Annotated in this window: 15 protein-coding genes, 1 tRNA gene and 1 pseudogene; 4 read left to right on the top strand and 13 right to left on the bottom strand. The window is 67.6% G+C overall.

Annotated elements, in window-relative coordinates:
- Positions 1 to 140: 140 nt before the first annotated feature.
- Entirely contained in the window at positions 141 to 1,874 is a 1,734-nt protein-coding gene (locus ABZ477_RS04415) for an AMP-binding protein (RefSeq protein WP_360128468.1), read from the top strand.
- A gap of 32 nt (positions 1,875 to 1,906) precedes the next feature.
- Here ABZ477_RS04415 and ABZ477_RS04420 read toward each other — a convergent pair whose 3' ends face one another.
- From ABZ477_RS04420 to ABZ477_RS04465, 10 genes are all read right to left on the bottom strand, one after another.
- Positions 1,907 to 2,920 (bottom strand): alcohol dehydrogenase catalytic domain-containing protein, encoded by a 1,014-nt coding sequence (locus ABZ477_RS04420; RefSeq protein ID WP_360128471.1) that lies wholly within the window; start codon positions 2,918 to 2,920, stop codon positions 1,907 to 1,909.
- Entirely contained in the window at positions 2,917 to 3,774 is an 858-nt protein-coding gene (locus ABZ477_RS04425; RefSeq protein ID WP_360128474.1) for a fumarylacetoacetate hydrolase family protein, read from the bottom strand. Before ABZ477_RS04425 ends, ABZ477_RS04420 begins: the two co-directional genes overlap by 4 nt.
- The gene (locus ABZ477_RS04430) at positions 3,771 to 4,751 is read right to left on the bottom strand and encodes an SMP-30/gluconolactonase/LRE family protein (RefSeq protein WP_360128478.1); all 981 of its coding nucleotides are present in this window, start codon (positions 4,749 to 4,751) and stop codon (positions 3,771 to 3,773) included. Before ABZ477_RS04430 ends, ABZ477_RS04425 begins: the two co-directional genes overlap by 4 nt.
- Positions 4,748 to 5,044, bottom strand: coding sequence for a hypothetical protein (locus tag ABZ477_RS04435; RefSeq protein ID WP_360128481.1), 297 nt, complete (start codon positions 5,042 to 5,044; stop codon positions 4,748 to 4,750). Before ABZ477_RS04435 ends, ABZ477_RS04430 begins: the two co-directional genes overlap by 4 nt.
- Before the next feature lie 47 nt (positions 5,045 to 5,091).
- A complete protein-coding gene (locus tag ABZ477_RS04440) occupies positions 5,092 to 7,938 on the bottom strand; it encodes an FAD-binding and (Fe-S)-binding domain-containing protein (protein ID WP_360128484.1) in 2,847 nt (948 codons plus the stop codon).
- A complete protein-coding gene (locus ABZ477_RS04445) occupies positions 7,925 to 9,640 on the bottom strand; it encodes an IlvD/Edd family dehydratase (protein WP_360128486.1) in 1,716 nt (571 codons plus the stop codon). The genes ABZ477_RS04440 and ABZ477_RS04445 overlap by 14 nt, the downstream gene beginning before the upstream one ends.
- Positions 9,641 to 9,668: 28 nt before the next feature.
- Positions 9,669 to 10,343 (bottom strand): SDR family NAD(P)-dependent oxidoreductase, encoded by a 675-nt coding sequence (locus ABZ477_RS04450; protein ID WP_360128489.1) that lies wholly within the window; start codon positions 10,341 to 10,343, stop codon positions 9,669 to 9,671.
- 42 nt (positions 10,344 to 10,385) lie between these two features.
- Positions 10,386 to 12,023, bottom strand: a complete 1,638-nt coding sequence (locus ABZ477_RS04455) for a CocE/NonD family hydrolase (protein WP_360128492.1) — start codon at positions 12,021 to 12,023, stop codon at positions 10,386 to 10,388.
- Positions 12,016 to 12,987, bottom strand: coding sequence for an alpha/beta hydrolase (locus ABZ477_RS04460; RefSeq protein ID WP_360128495.1), 972 nt, complete (start codon positions 12,985 to 12,987; stop codon positions 12,016 to 12,018). Before ABZ477_RS04460 ends, ABZ477_RS04455 begins: the two co-directional genes overlap by 8 nt.
- Before the next feature lie 111 nt (positions 12,988 to 13,098).
- Positions 13,099 to 14,259, bottom strand: a complete 1,161-nt coding sequence (locus ABZ477_RS04465; RefSeq protein WP_360128498.1) for an alpha/beta hydrolase — start codon at positions 14,257 to 14,259, stop codon at positions 13,099 to 13,101.
- 152 nt (positions 14,260 to 14,411) lie between these two features.
- On the opposite strand from ABZ477_RS04465, the gene ABZ477_RS04470 reads away from it, so the two are divergent.
- Both ABZ477_RS04470 and ABZ477_RS04475 read left to right on the top strand, forming a co-directional pair.
- Complete coding sequence (locus ABZ477_RS04470) at positions 14,412 to 15,932, top strand: MFS transporter (RefSeq protein ID WP_360128501.1); 1,521 nt, start codon at positions 14,412 to 14,414, stop codon at positions 15,930 to 15,932.
- A gap of 269 nt (positions 15,933 to 16,201) precedes the next feature.
- Positions 16,202 to 16,629 (top strand): annotated as a pseudogene (locus ABZ477_RS04475) (SDR family oxidoreductase).
- Positions 16,630 to 16,743: 114 nt separating this feature from the next.
- Here ABZ477_RS04475 and ABZ477_RS04480 read toward each other — a convergent pair.
- From ABZ477_RS04480 to ABZ477_RS04490, 3 genes are all read right to left on the bottom strand, one after another.
- A complete protein-coding gene (locus ABZ477_RS04480; protein ID WP_360128504.1) occupies positions 16,744 to 17,796 on the bottom strand; it encodes a site-specific integrase in 1,053 nt (350 codons plus the stop codon).
- Between the two features lie 142 nt (positions 17,797 to 17,938).
- Positions 17,939 to 18,163 carry a helix-turn-helix domain-containing protein gene (locus ABZ477_RS04485; protein ID WP_360128507.1) on the bottom strand — a complete coding sequence of 75 codons (225 nt, stop codon included), beginning with the start codon at positions 18,161 to 18,163 and terminating at the stop codon, positions 17,939 to 17,941.
- Between the two features lie 171 nt (positions 18,164 to 18,334).
- A tRNA-Thr gene (locus tag ABZ477_RS04490) sits at positions 18,335 to 18,410 on the bottom strand.
- 228 nt (positions 18,411 to 18,638) lie between these two features.
- Here ABZ477_RS04490 and ABZ477_RS04495 point away from each other — a divergent pair.
- A complete protein-coding gene (locus ABZ477_RS04495; protein ID WP_360128510.1) occupies positions 18,639 to 19,535 on the top strand; it encodes a MetQ/NlpA family ABC transporter substrate-binding protein in 897 nt (298 codons plus the stop codon).
- The last annotated feature ends 4 nt before the right edge of the window (positions 19,536 to 19,539 follow it).

The raw sequence follows: 19,539 nt of genomic DNA on the forward strand, positions 1-19,539 counted from the left end.
TGTCGTGCGTCGCGGCAGGGCCGCTCCGCTGGATCTCATGACGATGCTAAACGAAAACCACCCACGTGTGCGAAATACAGCTAGAATCATCGACGGCGGCGACGCCGGCAATCACACGGCACATACTCGAGGAGGAGCAGGTGGCCGACAGCAACGTTCACCCCGTCGATGAGCAACGGGAGGACTTCGCGCACGCCGCGTTGCGCACCGCGCGTGACCGCGCCGTCGCGGCGCGTGAGGACTATGACGCCGCCCTTTCATCGTTCGAGTGGCCGGATGTCGGTGACCGGTTCAACTGGGCGATCGACTGGTTCGACCGCATCGCGCGCGGGAGCGACCGGACGGCGCTGTGGATCGTGGAGGAGGACGGCTCCGAGGCGAAGTACTCGTTCGACCTCATGGCGCGCCGTTCCGATCAGGTCGGGCGGTGGCTCGAGGCGCAAGGCATCGGCCGCGGCGACTCGGTGATCCTCATGCTCGGCAACCAGGTCGAGCTCTGGGAGTCGATGCTCGCCGTGATGAAGCTCGGCGCGGTGCTCGTCCCCTCGACGACGGCGCTCGGCACCGCGGATCTCGCCGACCGGGTCGCGCGCAGCCGTGCGCGGGCGGTGATCGCGAACCCCGCCGACACGGGCAAGTTCGACGATGTGCCCGGCGACTACCTGCGCATCTCGATCGGTGCCGTCGCCGGGTGGACCGACTACGCGCAGGCGGCCGAACGCACGGCCGCCGAACCGTTCGAGACGCGCACCGCGCCCGGCGATCCGCTGCTGAAGTACTTCACGTCGGGCACGACCCGCAAGCCGAAGCTCGTGCAGCACACACAGTACTCCTACCCCGTCGGGCACCTCTCGACCCTCTACTACCTGGGCCTGCGGCCCGGGGATGTGCAGCTGACGATCAGCTCCCCCGGGTGGGCGAAGCACGCGTGGAGCTGCTTCTTCACCCCGTGGCTCGCCGAGGCGACCGTCTTCGTCTACAACTACTCCCGGTTCGAGGCCGCAGCGCTCTTGCACCAGATCCGCCGCGCCGACATCACGAGCTTCTGCGCTCCCCCGACAGTGTGGCGGATGCTGATCCAGGCCGACCTCACCGGCGGCAAGGGGTCGCTGCGCGAACTCGTCGGCGCCGGCGAGCCGCTCAACCCCGAAGTCATCACCCGCGTTCAGGATGCCTGGGGCCTCACGATCCGCGACGGCTACGGGCAGACCGAGACGACGGCGCAGGTCGGGAACACCCCAGGATCCGACGTCGTCTTCGGTTCGATGGGCCGCCCGCTTCCCGGCGTGCCGGTCGTGCTCATCGATCCGCTCACCGGTGAGGAGACCGACGAAGGCGAGATCTGCCTCGACCTGTCCAAGACACCGCGAAACCTCATGACCGGGTACGCAGACGACCCCGAGCGCACCGCGGACGTCATGGCAGACGGCTACTACCACACGGGCGACATCGCATCACGGGGTGCCGACGGCTACCTCACCTACGTCGGACGAACCGACGATGTCTTCAAATCATCGGGCTACAAGATCTCGCCGTTCGAACTCGAAAGCGCGCTCATCGAGCACCCCGCCGTCGCCGAAGCCGCCGTGGTGCCCGCACCGGACCAGACGCGGCACTCCATCCCCAAGGCTTACGTCGCGCTCGCGGCCGGATGGGATCCGACGGCCGACACCGCCTTCGAGATCCTGAAGCACGCGCGCGAGACACTCGCCCCATACCTGCGCGTGCGGCGCATCGAGTTCGCGGAACTGCCCAAGACGATCTCGGGCAAGATCCGCCGGGCCGAGCTGCGGGCACGGGAGGACGCCGCGACCGCACGGGCCGAGGGCGAGTACCGCGACGATGACTTCGCGGAGTTCAAAAGGGCCTGCTGAGTCCGTCCAGATTCGCGCAAGCCGGGCTGCGGTCACCCTCCGATCGCGACGTGGAACTTGGGACCGTTTCCTGCCCCATCCGGCCGGTGCCCCGCGAGTACGGCGGGGAGGTCTTCGAGGGTCAGCGTCGCTGCGATGAGCGGCCTCGGGTCGACCGCAAAGGTGGCATATGACTGGATGGTTCCGGCGAGCCCCGGGGACGCACTGAGAATCCCGACCGCGGTCACGTCCTTCAGTGCGATCTCGCGGGTGTCGACCAGGCTCGGCGTGCCGGCCAGTCCGACGTAGACGACGCGTTTGCCGGGCTCGACGAGGTCGACGGCCTTCGCGGGGAGGTGCTTTGCGTTGGATGCCTCGATGACGGCGTCCCACGGCAGTTCAGGCAGCGTCTCCTCGGTCCAGACGTGGTCGAAGCCGAGGGTGCGGGCGAAGGCGAGCGACCGTTCGCTGCGGCCCAAGAGGTGGACCTCGGCGCCGGCAACCTTCGCGAACAGGCCGCAGAGCAGTCCGATGGTGCCGGAGCCGAGCACCAGGCACCGGTCACCCGGCTTCAGGTTCGCGGCCTCGACGGACCGGTAGGCGTTGCCGCCCGGTTCGACCATCGCCCCCATCGTGTCATCGACCGAGTACGGCAGACGGTGGAGCGAAGTGACAGGGACGGCGACCTGCTCGGCGAGGGCACCCGGGCGTCCGTCGCGGATTCCGAGTTCGCCGCGGAACTCGCACACGTGCTGGAGACCCTGCAGGCAGCGGCGGCACTCGCCGCAGCCGAGCATGGTGTCGCCGGTGACGCGGGCGCCCAGCCACGAGGCATCCACCCCGTCGCCGATCTGCGAGACGACCCCCATCCACTCATGCCCGATCCGCACCGGGAACGAGGTGTGGCGGGTCTCGTAGTACGCCATCTCGCCGGTGAACAGCTCCATGTCGGTGCCGCAGATGCCGGCCCGCTTCACATCGACGACCACCTCGCCGGGGGCGGCGACGGGGACGTCGACGTCTTGGACTTCGGCCTGGTGGGGGCCGGTGATGACGAGGGCTTTCATCGGGGTGCGAGGACGTTCTGACGCTGGATGCCGAGCCCGTCGATGCCGAGGGTCATGATGTCGCCCGCCTGCAGCCAGACCTGCGGGGTGAAGCCCATGCCGACCCCAGGAGGGGTGCCGGTGTTGATGAGGTCGCCGGGCTCGAGCACCATGAACTGACTGATGTAGTGGACGATGACGTACGGGTCGAAGATCATCGTGGAGGTCGAGCCGGTCTGGCGGCGCACGTCGTTGACGTCGAGCCACATGCCGAGGTCGGTGACGGACTCGACCTCGTCCTGGGTGACCAGCCAGGGCCCGGCCGGGTTGAACGTCTCGGCCGACTTGCCCTTGAGCCACTGCCCGCCGCGCTCCATCTGGAACGCGCGCTCCGAGACGTCGTTGACGAGCACCCACCCGGCGATGTGGTCGCGGGCATCCTCGACCGAGTCGAGATAGCTGGTGCGCTTGCCGATCACGATGCCGAGCTCGACCTCCCAGTCCGGCTTGGTCGCACCCCGCGGAATGCGGACGTCGTCGTTCGGGCCGACGAGGGTGTTCGGCGACTTCGTGAACAGGATCGGCTCACTCGGGACGGCCTGCCCGGTCTCGGCGGCGTGGTCGGAGTAGTTCAGGCCCACGCAGATGATCTGGTGCGGGCGGGCGATCGGGGCGCCCAGACGCTGGTCGTCGATCGGATGTCCGCCGGATGCCGACCGCTCGGCGACGATCGGAGCGATGCGATCGAGTCCGCCCGAACCGAAGAAGGTCTCGTCGAAGTCGGTCACGACGTCCGACAGGTCGACGTAGCGGTCGTCACCGACGAGGGCGGCGGGCTTCTCGGCGCCGGGGGCGCCGATGCGCAGGAGCTTCATGCGTATTCCTCCAAAGGGTTCTCGGTGGGCTGAATTGTTCCTGCCCACAGGTTCGGGTGGATGCCGCGGTGTCCTGTCCCGACGGTGAACAGGCGTCCCGACAGCGGGTGCGCGGCGAGATCTGCGGGAGTCATCCCCTCCGTGGCGGTGGTGATGACCAGCGTGTCGAGGTCGGGACCGGCGAACACCGGGCACGAGGTGTGCGGGGCGGGCACATCGACACGGCCGACGATGTCGCCTGCGGGTGAGATGCGGATGACGCATCCCTCACCCCACAGCGCGACCCACAGGTGGTCCTCGCTGTCGATCGTCATGCCGTCGGGATAGCCCTCAGCGACCTCGAGGAAGACACGCCGCTCTCCCGTCTCGCCGGTGATCGGGTCGTAGTGGCGCACGTGGATGCGTCGGCACAGCGTGTCGATCGAATACAGCGTGCGGCCATCCTTCGTCCAGGCGAGCCCATTCGAGAGGGTGAGGTCGTCGTCGAGCACGGTGACGGTACCGTCGGCGCCGACCTGGATCAGCTGCTCATCGCCGGGGCCCTTGGTGCCGACGACGAAGCGTCCGGCCGGGTCGGGCTTGCCGTCGTTGAACCGCCGGCCGGCGCCGCTGATCAGGTCGGGGCCTGCCGTGATCTCGCCGTCGATGCCGCGGGTGTAAAGACGCTCGGTTCCGGCGACCAGCCACTCCCCCGCCTGTGACACCGCAATAGCCCCCGCGGTATCGGGGAATTGCACCTTCTCGTCGATGTCGATCGCACCGCCGTGGGCGAACCGGCCCGAATAGACCCCGCCGTCCATGATGTCCACCCACAGGATGCGGCCGCGGACCGGGTCCCAGACTGGTCCCTCTGCGAGGAAATGTGAGATTCCCGTTGCGATGCGCGGAATCCCCAACAAGGGAGCGTGATCGTAGTCACTCATTCGATCTCCGTTCGTTCGCGCAACAGCGGCGCAACTCATGCGTCGCGTGGTCATGCTGTCTTCTGCAGCTCATGTGGTGTGACATCGAGGACATCGTGCAGAGCCCAGCGGACGTCTTCGAGTCGCTGATGATCCAGCGTGTAGCGACGGGCGGGACGACAAGCGCCTTCAACCCTGACGACCACGCATGAGATCAAGCCGATGCTCTCGAGCGCATCGAGGTGCGGCTCCACCCCGTGACGTGTGTACCCGCACGCCGCCCCGAGTTGCGCGATCGTCGCGGGACCCTGGGCTAGCCGCTCGATGATTTCGATCTTCGGCATCGAAAGCCCGAAGACCTTTGCCACCGCCCGAAGATCGGTTGCTTCAGCCTCAGCAGTCGTCCCCGGATCGCTCATCGCGAGTCCCCCGCGTGGAGGGTGTCGTCGAGCACCTGCAGGATGTGCCGATAGGGGATGCCGGTGGCGCGTGTCATGCCGAGTTCGCAGGTGCGGTTGAGCGAGGCGTGGACGTCGGATTCGGCGGCGGCGACGTCTGCTGCTTCGGGGCGGGTTGCGGAGTGGGTGAGTTCGGGATGCAGCATCCCGCGGTCTCCCGCGAAACCACAGCATCCCCAGTCCTCCGGGACGACCACGGTCTCGGCTGCCGCCTTGGCGACGCGGGTGAGCGCGCCGTTGATGCCGAGATGGGTGGACGAGCAGGTCGGGTGCACGGTGACCGAGGCGACCTTCTCGCCGACGGGCAGGTGCGGCAGGACGTGCTCGTCGACGAACGCGACGGCGTCGACCACTCGGATGTTCGCCTGCCCGGCAGCGTCGAGAAGAACCTGGAGGCCTTCGGTGCAACTGGATGCGTCGCATACGACGGGCAGGCGTCCTCCGTCGGTGGCGCGGACGAGCGATGCTGCGACTTGGTCGGTCATCGTCTGGTAGCCCTCGGACAGCCCCTTGGACTTCCAGGGGGTTCCGCAGCACAGCGACGGCAGGTCGTCGGGAGTGCGCACGTGCACGCCGACGCGTTCGCACAGCCGCAGGAACGACTCGGCGACCCCGGCGCCGCCGACCGGCCCGAACATCGTGTTCGTGCACGACGAGAAGAACACCGCGACCGGCTTATCCGCGTCGATCAGCCGGCGACGCTTGCCGCCGCCCGGAAGATCCGCTGTATAGAGGGGGACGGTGTCGTCGCCGAGGATGCCGCGGCCGATCTTCGTTGCCATCGCCGGCAGGGCGGTGGGCACCGCGCTCGCCACCGACAGTGTGACGCCGCCGGCCGCGGACACGGCATCCCACTGCTTCGCAGCGACGTTCCATGCCGCCTGCGCGAGCGCGTTCTGGTTCTCTGTGCGGAGCCGGCGGACGAGGTCGCCGGTGTTGATGAGAACAGGGCAGGCGGTCTTGCACATGCCGTCCACCGCGCAGGTCTGCACCCCGTCGTACCGGTACTCGTCCTGCAGGGTGCGGACGAGGTCCTCGTCGCCTCGGTCGCGGGCGCGCTGGATCTCTCGGCGAAGCACGATCCGCTCGCGCGGGGTGAGGGTGATGTCCTTCGAGGGGCAGACCGGCTCGCAGTACCCGCATTCCACGCACCGGTCGACCTCGGACTCCACGGTCGGCGCGCTCTTGAGGTGCCGGATGTGGGCCTGCGGGTCGTCGGTGAGCAGCACTCCGGGGTTGAGGGTCATGCCCGGGTCGATAAGGCGCTTGACCTCCCACATCACGTCGTACAGCTCGTCACCGTATTGACGGTGGACGAAAGGGGCCATGATTCGGCCGGTGCCGTGCTCGGCTTTCAGCGTTCCGCCCTGAGCGAGGACGAGGTCGACCATCTCTTCGGTGAACGCCTCGTAGCGCGCCAGTTTCTCGGTGTCGTCGAAGCGCTCGTTGACGAGGAAGTGGATGTTCCCGTCTTTCGCATGACCGAAGATCACGCTGCCCTCGTACCCGTACCGGTCGAACATCTCGATCAGCCGCTCGCATGTCGCGCCGAGACGCTCCACGGGAACGGCGATGTCTTCCAGCAGCGCCGTCGTCCCGGAGGGGCGCGCACCGGCGACCGCGGTGAAGAGTCCTTTGCGGATGTGCCACAGTTGGGCGCGGGTCGCGGCATCCGTGGTCAGCGCCGCGGGCTGCACCAAAGGCAACGCGGCGAGGACCGGGGTCGCGACGGCGAGGCGGGCGTCGAGAGCGGCGTCGGACTCCTCCTGGAACTCCACCAGAAGCGCCGCATGATCGATCACCACCAGCCCGCCGAGGTCGACTGTCGCCTCGGGATCCTCCTGCGCGACACGCAAAGAGGCGGCATCCAGCAGCTCGATGGTCGCGAAGCCTGCCGCGACCAGCGCGGGAAGCGCCGCAGTCGCAGCGGGCAGGTCCGCGAAGATCAGCAGGCCCGTGGCGAGGTTCGGCTTCACGGGGAGGGTGCGGAACGTCGCCTCGGCGACGAACGCGAGAGTGCCCTCCGACCCGACGACCAGGTGGGTGAGGATCTCGAGCGGGTCATCGTGATCGAGGAACGAGTTCAGCCCGTAGCCCATCGTGTTCTTGATCGCATGCAGCGCCCGCAGCGTGTCGACCGAGTCGGGATCTCTCCGGACGCGGTCGCGCAGCGTGAGCAGACCGGCGTGGATCTCGGGCTCCGCCTCGGCGAACCGTTCAGCGGCGCCCGGCGCGCCCGTGTCGACCACCGTGCCCGACGGCAGCACCAGCACCGCTGACTCGAGGGTGCGGTACGCGTTCGCGTGGGTGCCGCACGACATGCCGGAGGAGTTGTTCGCGATCACCCCGCCGATCGTGCACGCGATCTCACTCGCAGGATCCGGACCGAGCTTGCGCTTGTAGCGGGCCAGGCGCGTGTTGACCGAGCGCACGGTCGCTCCCGGCTGCACGCGGACCCGCTCCCCGTCATCGAGGACGTCGATGCGCCGGAAGTGGTGGTGTGTGTCGATCAGCACCTGGTCGGTGCCGGCCTGACCCGACAGGCTCGTCCCACCCGAGCGGAACGTCACCGGGGCCCCCGCTGCCCGTGCGGCGGCCATCACCCGGGCGACCTCGTCGACATCGGTCGGAGTCACCACCGCCTGCGGGGTGAGGAGATAGTGGCTCGCGTCGTGCGCGCCCGCCAGACGGTCGGTCGCGCGCGTGCCGACAGCGGCGCCCACCGACTCGATCGCGGCGATCAGTGCCGGATCGACCGGCGACAGCGTGGCCGTGCCGGCGACACCATGATCAGTGTGACTCACGGGACACCTTCGATCCCGACGCTCCGACGAGGAAGTCGAGGTCGGCGCCACGATCTGCCTGCAGGACGTGGTCGATGTAGAGCCGCTCCCATCCTCGGCGGGGCCGGGCGTACCCGTCGAGGGTCGCCTGGTTGGGCATCCGCGCGGCGAGGTCGTCGGCGGGCACGTCGAGGTCGAGCCGGCCCGCGCGCACGTCGAGGCTGATCCAGTCGCCCGTCTGCACGAGTGCGAGCGGTCCGCCGGCCGCCGCTTCGGGCGTGACGTGCAGGATGACGGTGCCGTACGCGGTGCCCGACATGCGGCCGTCGCAGATGCGGACGATGTCGCGCACGCCCTTCTCGAGGAGCTTCTTCGGCAGGGGCATGTTCGACACCTCGGGCATGCCCGGGTACCCCTTCGGCCCGCATCCCCGCAGCACCATGACGCTGTTCTCGTCGATCTCGAGGTCGGGGTCGTCGACGCGGGCGTGGAAGTCCTCGATGGAGTCGAACACGACAGCCCGCCCGCGGTGATTGAGCAGATGAGCGGATGCCGCGGCGGGCTTCACGAGCGCGCCGCCCGGCGCGAGCGACCCGCGCAGCACGCTGATCCCCGCGGCCGGCAGCAGCGGGCTCTCCCGCGACGCGATGACGTCGGGATCCCAGATCTGCGCCTCCTCGAGGTACTCCACGAACGGCGTGCCGGTGATCGTGAGCGCGTCCGGGTCGAGCAGGTCGCGGACCTCGCGCATCACCGCGAGGAACCCGCCCGCGCGGTACAGGTCGTCCATGAGGTACCGGCCCGCGGGCTGCAGATTCACCAGCAGCGGCACCTCCGCCCCGATCCGGTCGAAGTCGTCGACCGTCAGGTCGATGCCGAGGCGGCCCGCGATCGCGAGCAGGTGCACGACGGCGTTCGTGGACCCGCCGATCGCCGCCAGCGCCACGATCGCGTTGTGGAAGCTGCCCTTCGTCAGGAATGTCGACGGCCGCCGGTCGTCTGCCACGAGCTGCACGGCGAGCCGCCCGGTCTCATGCGAAGCCTCGAGCAGTCGCGCGTCCGGCGCGGGCGTGCCCGCGACCCCCGGCACGACCACACCGAGCGCCTCGGCGACGAGCGCCATCGTCGACGCCGTGCCCATCGTGTTGCAGTGCCCCTTCGACCGGATCATCGACGACTCGCTCTTCAGGAACATCGCCTCGGACAGCGTCCCGGCCCGCACCTCCTCGGACAGCCGCCACACGTCCGTGCCGCAGCCGAGCGCCTCGTTGCGGAAGTGCCCTGTCAGCATCGGGCCCCCGGGGACGACGACGGCAGGAAGGTCGACGGATGCCGCCGCCATGAGCAGCGACGGGATCGTCTTGTCGCATCCGCCGAGCAGCACGACCCCGTCGATCGGATTGGCCCGGAGCATCTCTTCCGTCGCCATCGCGGCCATGTTGCGCCACAGCATCGCCGTCGGGCGCACCTGCGTCTCACCCAGCGACACCACCGGCAGCTCGAGCGGGATCCCGCCCGCCTCGTAGATGCCGTTCTTCACCGACTGCGCGACCTCGGTCAGGTGCGCGTTGCACGGCGTGAGGTCGGACGCGGTGTTCGCGATCGCGATCTGCGGCCGCCCCTCGAAGGCCGAGCCCGGCACACCTCGGCGCATCCACGCGCGGTGGATATAGGCGTTTCGGGCATCGCCGGAGTACCACTCCGAACTGCGCAACTCCGTCATCGCATCAACCTCCCTCGTGCGCCGGTCGTCAGTAGGTCGCCCGGCCGCCGCTGATGTCATACACCGCGCCCGTCGAGAACGACACCTTGTCGGACGCCAGCCACGTCACGAGCTCCGCCACTTCACGGGCTTCGCCCACGCGCTTCATCGGGATGAGCGAGGTGATGTGGGCGAGCACCTCCGGGGCGGTGGAGTCGTTCATCGGGGTCGCGATCACCGCGGGAGCGATCGCGTTCACGATCACCCCCGACGTCGCGAGCTCCTTCCCCGCTGACTTCGTCAGCGCGATCACGGCGGCCTTGCTCGCTGAGTACACGCTGAGGTTCGGGTTGCCATCCTTGCCCGCCATGCTCGCGAAGTTGACGACGCGCCCCCATCCACGGTCGACCATGCCTGGCACGAATGCCTGCATCATCGACACCGTGCCCAGCACGTTCACCTCGAAGGTCCGACGCCAATCCTCCGGATCCGTCGACAACATGGGCATGTTCGGACCGACGACACCGGCCGAGTTGATCAGCACGTCTATCGTGCCCACCCGCTCCGCGAGCGCGGCCACTGCGGAGGCATCCGTGATGTCGACGATCTCGTCGGCGCCGGCGGCGCGGTCGACGGTGATGACCTCGAGCCCCTCCGCACGAAGCCGGGTGGCTGTTGCTGACCCGAGGCCGCTGGCCCCGCCGGTCACGATGGCACGTCGCATGATGTTCCTTCTGGTGTGGGAGATGAATGGTGCGCGGGCAGGTCAGACCGCGGAGGAATCGATCGGCATGCGCAGGGTCGATGCCGCCCCTGCGTGCGAAACGGAGTGGACGTTGGGGAGCAGGGTTTGGGCGGAAAGCGGGTTCTCCCCGGTGCCGGGATTGCGGCTGAACTGCGGAAAGGAGCCACCGGCGACCATCAGCCGGATGCGGTGCCCCGCGGCGAAGGTGTGCGCGGTGTCGTTCAGCACGATCTCGATCACCCCTGCGGTCGAGTCGACGCGGCAGTATGCCTCGCACACCGCGGTCGACCGTCCCCTCGCGTCGACGTCGCTCACCCGCACGAAGAGGTCGGCATCACCGAGCGAGGTGCTGTGGTGGAGGGTGACCACGGGAGCACCGAGCACCGTGAGGTGGCCCTCCAGCGGCGAGGTGTGGTAGATGAGCACATCCGAGCGCTGAGCATACGCGGAGTCATCCACGTAGCCGCCGCGGGCGATGAGATTGCCGCCGATCGTGGGTGTGGGATCCGCGGGATCGTACGTGAAGCTCGCGGGCGCGGCATCCGTAGCCGGCTCGCCGCTGTCGAGGCGACCACCCGGATGCAAGTGCCACGTCGCCACGGTCGTGTATGCCGGGGGCCACTGCGGGAACTCCAGCCATGTCTTGCGATCACTCAGTTGGGCGCGCACCGCGGCCGTGCGCGCGAGAGGCGCGCCGCCGAGGTGGGCGTCCAGCCACTGGACACTCTCGCGTGCGATCGTCGTCCCTCCCCGCAGCAGGATGTCAGCGTGCACCCAGGCGCCGACGGTAAGAGCGACGTCGACTCCGCGTTCGCGAAGTCGCGCATACTGCACAAGCGACTGCGGCAGGAAGATGTCCTGCCAGCCGGCGACGATCAGAGTCGGTGTGCTGATGGTCTCGAGGGCCCGCGCGAGCTGCATCGGAGCCCAGTAGGGGTCGTCGAGGTCTGAGCGCGACATCCGGTCGATCATCCATGCACGTTTACCCCTGAAGAACTCCTGCGCCACGGGGAGCGACGGCACCGCGTTGATCACGGCCGCCGCACCTTTGTCGAATGCAGACTGCACCCTCAGGTTCGCGAACGGATTCCGGCTCTCTGGCGGCCCACCGACCCCGCCGCTCCAGCCGATGAGATCGGTGCGGAAGGAGCCGGTGCCCCACGTGTGCCTGCTGAAGTCGTGCGGTCCCATCACCACGATCGACGCAGCGATATCGTCGGGCGCGTCCGCGAGGAGTGCCCACTGAGTGAATCCCAGGTAGGAGCCGCCGACAGTGGCGAGGCGCCCCGGGTACCAGGGCTGCTCCCGCAACCAGGCGACGATGTCGTGGCTGTCTCGCGCATCTGTGCGCATGGGGTCGAGTTCACCCTCGGAGTCGGCTGTGCCGCGGGTGGAGGCGAAGACGACGGTGTACCCCTGACCGACGAACGCCCAAGCGAAGCCCACCGTGTAGATGAATCCGCGACCGTATGGCCCGACCGCCAGAAGTACGCCCTTCGAGGGCACAGTCGGCTCGTAGATGTCAGCACCGAGCGTCACCCCGTCACGCATCGGAATGCGCACGGAGCGCTTTCGCCACGCGGCTGGCTTCGGGAGCTTCGCGCGGCGCGCGTGCCAGCGCGCCCACAGCGGCAGGACCGCCTTGGTCGCCTCACTCATATGCGGGATGCTCTTCTCTGGTTCGGTGCAGCCACTCGGCCATCACCGCCACAGAGTGCAGGAACGGCGCCCCTCCCCCGCGACCGAGGTGGCCGTGATAGACCCCCGGCTCGACGACTTCGGTCACATCAGCGCCGTCTCTGCGAAGCTGCTCGGCGAACGCCTCGGCCGACGCCCGCATGCCGTCGTACTCGCTGTTCAGGATGAGGGTGCGAGGGAACCCCGTCAGGTCGCCGGATACCCCGGGCATCGCATAGGCGGGAGCCTTTGACGCCGGCGCCCCGATGTAGTTCTCGACAACCGCTTCGACGAGGTCGGCGGACGGCTGGAGCATCGGTGACAGGCACGCGACCTTGGGGCCAAGCTCGGCACTCGCCTGGGGAAGCACTGGGTGAAGCAGCGGATACAGCAGCAGCGTCGACACCGGCTGGATCCCGCCCCGATCGCGCAACGCGAGGGCGGCGCCCGCCGCCAGATTGCCTCCTGCGCTCGCTCCCCCGAGGCTGATCCGACCCGTGTCGATGCCGAGCTCGTCTGCGTGGTCGACCGCCCAGTCGAACGCCGCCACGACATCGTCGTGAAGGGCGGGGAAGTGGATGCCGAGCGCCAGCCTGTAGTCGACGGCAACGACGACCGCGTCGGCGCGTGCGGAGATCTCACGGGCGACGGCGTCGGACTCATGCATGTCGAGATCGCCGGAGAAGAACGACCCGCCGTGGCACCAGACCAGCAGCGACCGTCGGGGCCGCTCGGAAAGCGGGCGGTAGACACGAACGCCGAACTCGCCGCCTGCGACTGGGAGCCTGTGATCACTGGTTGATGCCTCGGGCGCGACGTAATCCGCCTCGCCGGCCCGTGGAGCCAAGAGACCCATGATCAGCTCGGCATCGCCACCCTCGATGGGGTTGGTGGATTCCCATGCGGCCGCGCCGGCCTGGAGTCGTTCGAAGTAGATGTCGCCCATGACGTCCTTTCCATGACAAGCCTACGCGAAAGTCACCCAGCTGTGTGTTTTTCGACGAGTGGAGGTTCAATGCTCGAAGCTCGTGCACTGATTCGGATGGGACTCAGGCGTTCACGCGCCGTGCGCGCGGAAGTGACGTAGGTACAGATGCAGCATCGTCTGATTCGGTAGCCCGTCGTAACGCGCTGAGATGAGGTGATCGCCCCACCGCCGGTACTCAGCGCGGATGTCGACCCCCGCGCGTTCTGCTTCCGTGACGAAATCGCGGATGCCCGCGACAGGGACGAGATGGTCGGGTACGCACGCGGTGAGCAGGGTCGGAGGCGCCGCGGGCGACGCGTAGCTGTTGACACGCACGGCGGCGATCCGCTCCGGGTGGTCCGCAGGACTCCCGCCGATGTAGGTCTGCACCATGCTCCGCGTCGCCGTGCCCCACTCAGGGTCGTCGTTGTCGTAGACCGTGAGCGGATCTACCGCGGGAACTTCTCCCGCGACAGCGCGGACTGTCGGCGGGATCGCACCGTTCGGCAACACGAGTCTTCCCGCCGCGGCCGCGTACGACGTCGCCAGCGCGAGGTTCGCACCCGCGGATCCGCCCCACATCACGATCCGGTCGGAGTCGGCTCCCCACTGCGCGGCGTTCGCCGCTGCCCACACGAGCGCCATCCCGATCTGAGGCATCGCGACATCCCAGGTCGGCCGATGGTCGGTGGCCAGGCTGTACTCGGGAGCGAGCACAACGTATCCGTGATCGGCGAACCAACGGAGATCGGCGGAGGCATCATCCGGCGTGCCCTGAATCCAGCCGCCGCCGTGGACATAGATCATCAGCGGCGCCGGGCCCGCACCGGGTGACGGAGGCAGGTAGACGTCGACGCGCAGTGGCCTGCCGTCGGCATCGTCCGCATATGTCTCGGTGCGGTCGGGCAGCGGCTTGGGGCTGCGCCGCACCGCGAATGTCGAGGCGCGCACCGGCGCACCCGCCGCGCGTGCCGCGCGCAGCTGATCTGTGAAGATGATCGCGGTTGCCGTGCTGGCGAGTGCCCCCATCGCGGTGAGCGCGCCGCCCAGTCGCCGGGCGCCGAGGAGCACGGAAGCACCGGCCGCGAGACTGCCGACGACGCCGGCGACCAGGCCTGGTCCGCTATATGTCGGCAGGACCAGCGAGCCCGCGACACCCACGCGCGGAAGACGTGGCGCGTGGGCGCCCAGAGACAGCAGTGAGACCACCGCGATGATCGGTGTCGCGCCCACCAGGAGCACAACGCGCACTGCGGACAACCATGTCATCGACCGTCTGCGTGCGAGCATCGCACTTCCTCCTTGAAACCCACCCAACTGGATGACTTTCATGTTAGTGTGTTGTCGCCCGAGCCGGTGTCCGGCTTGCCATCACGATGCCATCACGAGGAAGTGAGCCGCACATGTCGACTGAACTCGACGCCCACGGGACGACGTCTGAGAAGAAGACCCAGAATAGGCGCCGCGGCATGGTTCCGATGGGCGAGCGCCTCGCCTACATCATCGGCTCCGGCTCGCACTTCACGGCGCACTTCTTCATCTCGGCGTTCCTCGCCACATACCTCCTGATGATCGGCATCCCGCCGGCGATCTCGGCCGCGGTGGTACTGGTCTTGCGCGTGTGGGACGCGGCGAACGACCTCCTGTTCGGCTACCTCGTCGACCGGGTCCGCCTTCGCGGCGGCAAGAACCCCTTCCTGCGATGGCTCTTCCGCGGTCGCTACCTTCCCTGGTACCGGATCGCCGCATTCATCCTGCCGATCGCCATGATCACGACCTTCACCGTCAACACCGACGCACCGATCTGGCTCCGCATCGTCCAGTACGCCATCGGCTACATGCTCTACGACTTCGCCTACACCCTGTCGTCCACGCCCTACGGCGCGATGCTGAACACCCTCACCAACGACAACAACGAGCGCACCACGCTCCAGTCGTACAGCGCGCTGGGACAGATTGTGAGCAACCTTCCGGTGCTGATCCTCGGCACGCTACTGATCGCGGGCAGCTGGGGCTACGCGGGCTCCGCCATCCTCTTCGGCTGCTGGGGCGTGCTCCTTGCGATCCCCGCGATGTTCGCAGTCAAGGAGCGCAACATCGCTGTCACCGAACCCGACGCCGACAAGGTCGAGGCGGAGGCGGAGCACGGCTTCCGACAGATGCTCCGCTTCCTGCGCTCGACGCCTGAGCTCCTCTTCCTCGTGCTTGCCATCCTGGTGCTCGGACTGACGGGAACCGGTGGCGCGTACTCGCTGCTCATCGGGTTCTACATCTTCGACAACGCCGCACTGGCTTCTCTTATCGGCCTCATCGCGATCGTTCCCACGCTCCTTCTCATCCCTCTCCTGCCCCCGCTGTTCAAGCGCGTCGACAAGGTCGTCGCGATCCGCGTCGCCGGCATCGTCGGCGTCGCCGCCGGCATCGGGCTGTACAGCATGGGCATCGAGGGTGCGCCGGCCAACCTCGGCGTATACATCGCCCTCGAGGCGGTGAAGGGCACCGCGCTCATCCTCATCCTGCTCGCGACGCAGATGCTCCTGCCCGACATCGCCGAGACCGGACGCTTCCGTACGGGCACCGATCACACTGCAATGGTGTGGGCGTCGTACGGCTTCGCGAACAAGTTCGGCACGAGCGTCGTGTCGTCGCTCTCGCTGCTGATCCTCGCCGCGTACGGCTTCGTCAGCGTCGAGGCCGGCAGTTTCGAAGAGCTCGCCGAGATGAAGGCCGACGGCGTGGCCCTCCAGACCGACACCGCGATCCAGGGCCTGTGGGACGTCAGTCATCTCTATCCCACGATCGGTCTCGCGGTGACGTGCGTCTTCTTCTTCTTCGTCAAGGTCCGCCGACGCGACATCGCGACCATGGCGGAGGCCAACTCGGGAGCGATCTCGAGGGAGGAAGCTCATGCTCGCCTAGGCTGACGGACGATCACGTCAGCCGGCCACTCGGAACATGTTCGACCGGCCGCCCTCGCTTCTGGGGGCTCACGCCGCGAATCTGGCAGCTGTGCCGCCGTCGGGTCCTGCATGCCGAACTGGGAGTGGGCGATCCTCGTCGGCAACCGACCGCAGGAATGCGAAGGACCGCTGACCCGCAGCACGCCATGGTGAGCGATCGGCATCCGGTTACTCATGTGAGGTGAATGCCAACACCCGCCGCCGCATTGAGAGGCCTCAAGCAATGGCAACGCATGTACGACATCGACACGACAGGGGTCTTTCTGAGTTCGCAGGCAGAGGGCCGAGCGATGATCAGAAATGGACGAGGATCGATCGTCAACATCGCCTCGATGTCCGGCACCATCGCGAACCGAGGGTTGCAGCAAGTGCACTACAACAGCGCCAAGCCGCCGTGATCCACTTCTCACGGTCACTCGCGGTGGAATGGGCGCACTACAACATCCGAGTAAACGCGCTCAGCCCGGGCTACACCGCGACGCCGATGAACACCCGCCCAGAAATGGTCGACAGGATGCGCGAGTTCGCAGAGTCCGTACCCATGCAGCGCGTCGCTGAACCGGACGAAATCGCCGGCCCGGCCGTCTTCCTGCTATCGGACGCCGCCTCGTACGTCACCGGAATCAATCTCCTTGTCGATGGCGGTCACACCGCCTGGTAGGACCCGCGCGGCGGCGCTGCCTATGACCTCGAACCGTAGGCACATTCGAGAAGTCAGAATCTCGGATCGTGCGACGACACAAGTCCGACCGCGCCGCAGCGATCCTCACCGACCTCACGACTCGGACTGATGGTCACTTGACGGAGCGAGCATCTCAAGAATCTTCGCCGTCTCGGGGTTCGCCGCCTGCTTGCGCTCGATGTAGTGCTTGCGCGTCACCGCAGTGCCGGAGTGCCCGAGCATCTCAGCAGCCATCTCGTCGTCCGCTTCCTCACTGATGAGCGTGGCAACTGTCTTTCGAAACGAGTGCGGCTTGATACCTCTGCCCGCGAGCCCCGCGTCGTCCAGCACCTGCCGAAAGATTCGCCGCGCGTTATAGGGGGTGACTGGCGTTCCCCGCTTGGTGAAGAACAGCAGGTGCTCAGGGTCGCGGTCGTCAACCAGCGCGAGGCGATGGCGAACGACCTCGGCGGCGAACTGCGGGATCGCGACGATGCGGTCAGACTTGTGCGACTTCGGCCATGACTGACGCAGGACGCCTTTGCCCTTACGGACAACGACGGTTCCCCGGATGTGGACGGTGGGCGGGCTGACAGTCATGTCGACGTCGCACTTGCGGAGCGCGAGCGCTTCACCGATGCGTGCGGAGCTGCCGAGCATGACCTCGATGATCTCGCGCAGCTGCCCATCCGGCTTAGGGCCCGGGAGTCCCTCTGCCGTGCGCCACTCGCGAGCGGCCTTGCGGATCCGCGTGATCTCGTCCATCGTCAACGCCTTGGGCGCGGGGGCCGACTTGGGGAGCGGAGAACAGCCGGCGACCGGGTTGTGACGGATCGCATCGTGCCGCATGGCGAACTTCATCATCAGGTTCAGCAGGACACGAGAGAGCCGGGCCTTCGAATCCGACTTCAACCGCTGCGCCTTCAGGAAGCGGTCTATCCGCCCGGTCGTCATCTCGCGGAGCATGAAGTGCTCCCAGGTCGGCATCAGCAGCGTGCGAGTTTCGGTTGCATAAAGCTCCTTCGTGCCGTCGGAAAGGCGCGGATCTTGCTCGATCTCCTCGAGCCACAGCGCGGCGAGCGTCGGAAAGGAAGTGTCGGCCGTGACTGCCTGTCCCGTGTCCGAGCTGCGATCACGTTCAGCGAGCTTCACACGTAGCGCGGCCACGGCCTTCGCCTTCGTCGCTCCCGAGGCGCTCACAGGCCGAAGGCGGCCGTCCCAATCACGGAACCGGCAGATTGCCTGGACCGCGCCGGACGGCAGCGTCGCCGTTCTGATCGCACCGAACGTGCCGATCTCAGTGCGCGGTCTACCCGGCACGGGCAGCGCTCCCCCGCGACGGATCGGCGCGGGATTCGAGCCACGCACGGATTTCTGGGACGCAGTAGCGGAGTTCCTTGCCGACGTGGAATCCGCGCGGTCCCTCGCCGGTCCGTCGGAGGTCGTAGATCACCTGCGGTTTGACGCCCAGGTACTCCGCGAGTTCGCTCGTCGTGAGCACCTCGTCCAACCCGGCTGCGACGTAGTCCCTCATGCAAGAGAGGTACGCCAAACGCGCCGCGCCGATCCCAAGCGATTCGACCCACGGTCGCCGCCTGGGCGCTGAAACGCCGCCTCGACGGCGAATGTGGCGAATAAACGACCAATCGGTCAACTTTCCATCCCCTCCTGATAGGGAGGAAAAGCCAGATGATCAGGTGATATGTGGAGCCACCTAAGGGAATCGAACCCTTGACCTATTCATTACGAGTGAATCGCTCTGCCGACTGAGCTAAGGTGGCGCACCTCGCTTGCGCGGGGCACGATGAACGATCTTACAGGGTCGCGGCGATGCTCGCGAACCGAGACCCCTTCGCGCGGCGTTTCGACGTGTTACGGGCGGATTTCGATCGCCTGAGAGCCTCGCCTAGCGTCGATGAGGCACCGCGTCGTGGCGAACGCGGTCCGCATCTGGTCGCGCTCGTCGCCGACACCGCACCGCGGTGCGTCGACAGAGCAGGAGCAACCACATGTCCAAGAAGCCACTCATCACCGCAGCGCTCGCCCTCCCCCTCGCTCTCGCACTCGGCGGCTGCGCCGGCGCCTCGTCGGATTCCGCCGGCAGCGGCGACGCCGCGCCCGAGGTCGTCCGCATCGGCGTCGTCGGCGCCGGCGACCCGTACTGGGAGACCTACAAGAAGGCCGCGGCCGCGGAAGGCATCGAGGTGGAGCTCGTCGACTTCTCGGAGTACACCCAGCCCAACCCGGCCCTGGCGGCCGGCGAACTGGACCTGAACCAGTTCCAGCACGTCATCTACCTCGCGACCTACAACGTCAACAGCGACGACGACCTCGAGCCCATCGGCTCGACCGCCATCTACCCGCTCGGCCTGTACTCGTCGCAGTACGACGACGTCGCCGACATCCCCGAGGGGGCCACGGTCGCCGTGCCGAACGACGAGTCGAACCAGGCCCGCGGCCTGCTCGTCCTGCAGTCGGCGGGTCTCATCGAGCTCGAGGACGGCGGATCGACCCTCTCGACGGTCGCCGACGTCTTGCCGTCGTCGAAGGTCGAGGTCGAGGCGCTCGACGCCGCGTTCACCGCCACGTCGCTCCCCGACGTCGCGGCCGCGATCATCAACAACGACTTCATCGCGGACGCCGGTCTCGAGCCGTCGGACGCGATCGCGCAGGACGACCCGAGCGACCCGAACGCCTTCCCGTACATCAACATCTTCGCGGCCCGCGCCGAGGACGCAGACAACCCGACCTACCTCAAGCTCGTCGAGATCTACCAGAACACGCAGGACGTGCTCGACGGCGTGCAGGAGGCCTCGGGCGGCTCGGCCGTGTTCGTCCAGACCGCGGCGGCGGATCTCGTGACGTCGCTGCACGACGTCGAGGACGACATCCGCGCCAACCAGTAGGTCC

Source organism: Microbacterium sp. NPDC019599 (genome assembly GCF_040632175.1).
Classification (GTDB): domain Bacteria; phylum Actinomycetota; class Actinomycetes; order Actinomycetales; family Microbacteriaceae; genus Microbacterium.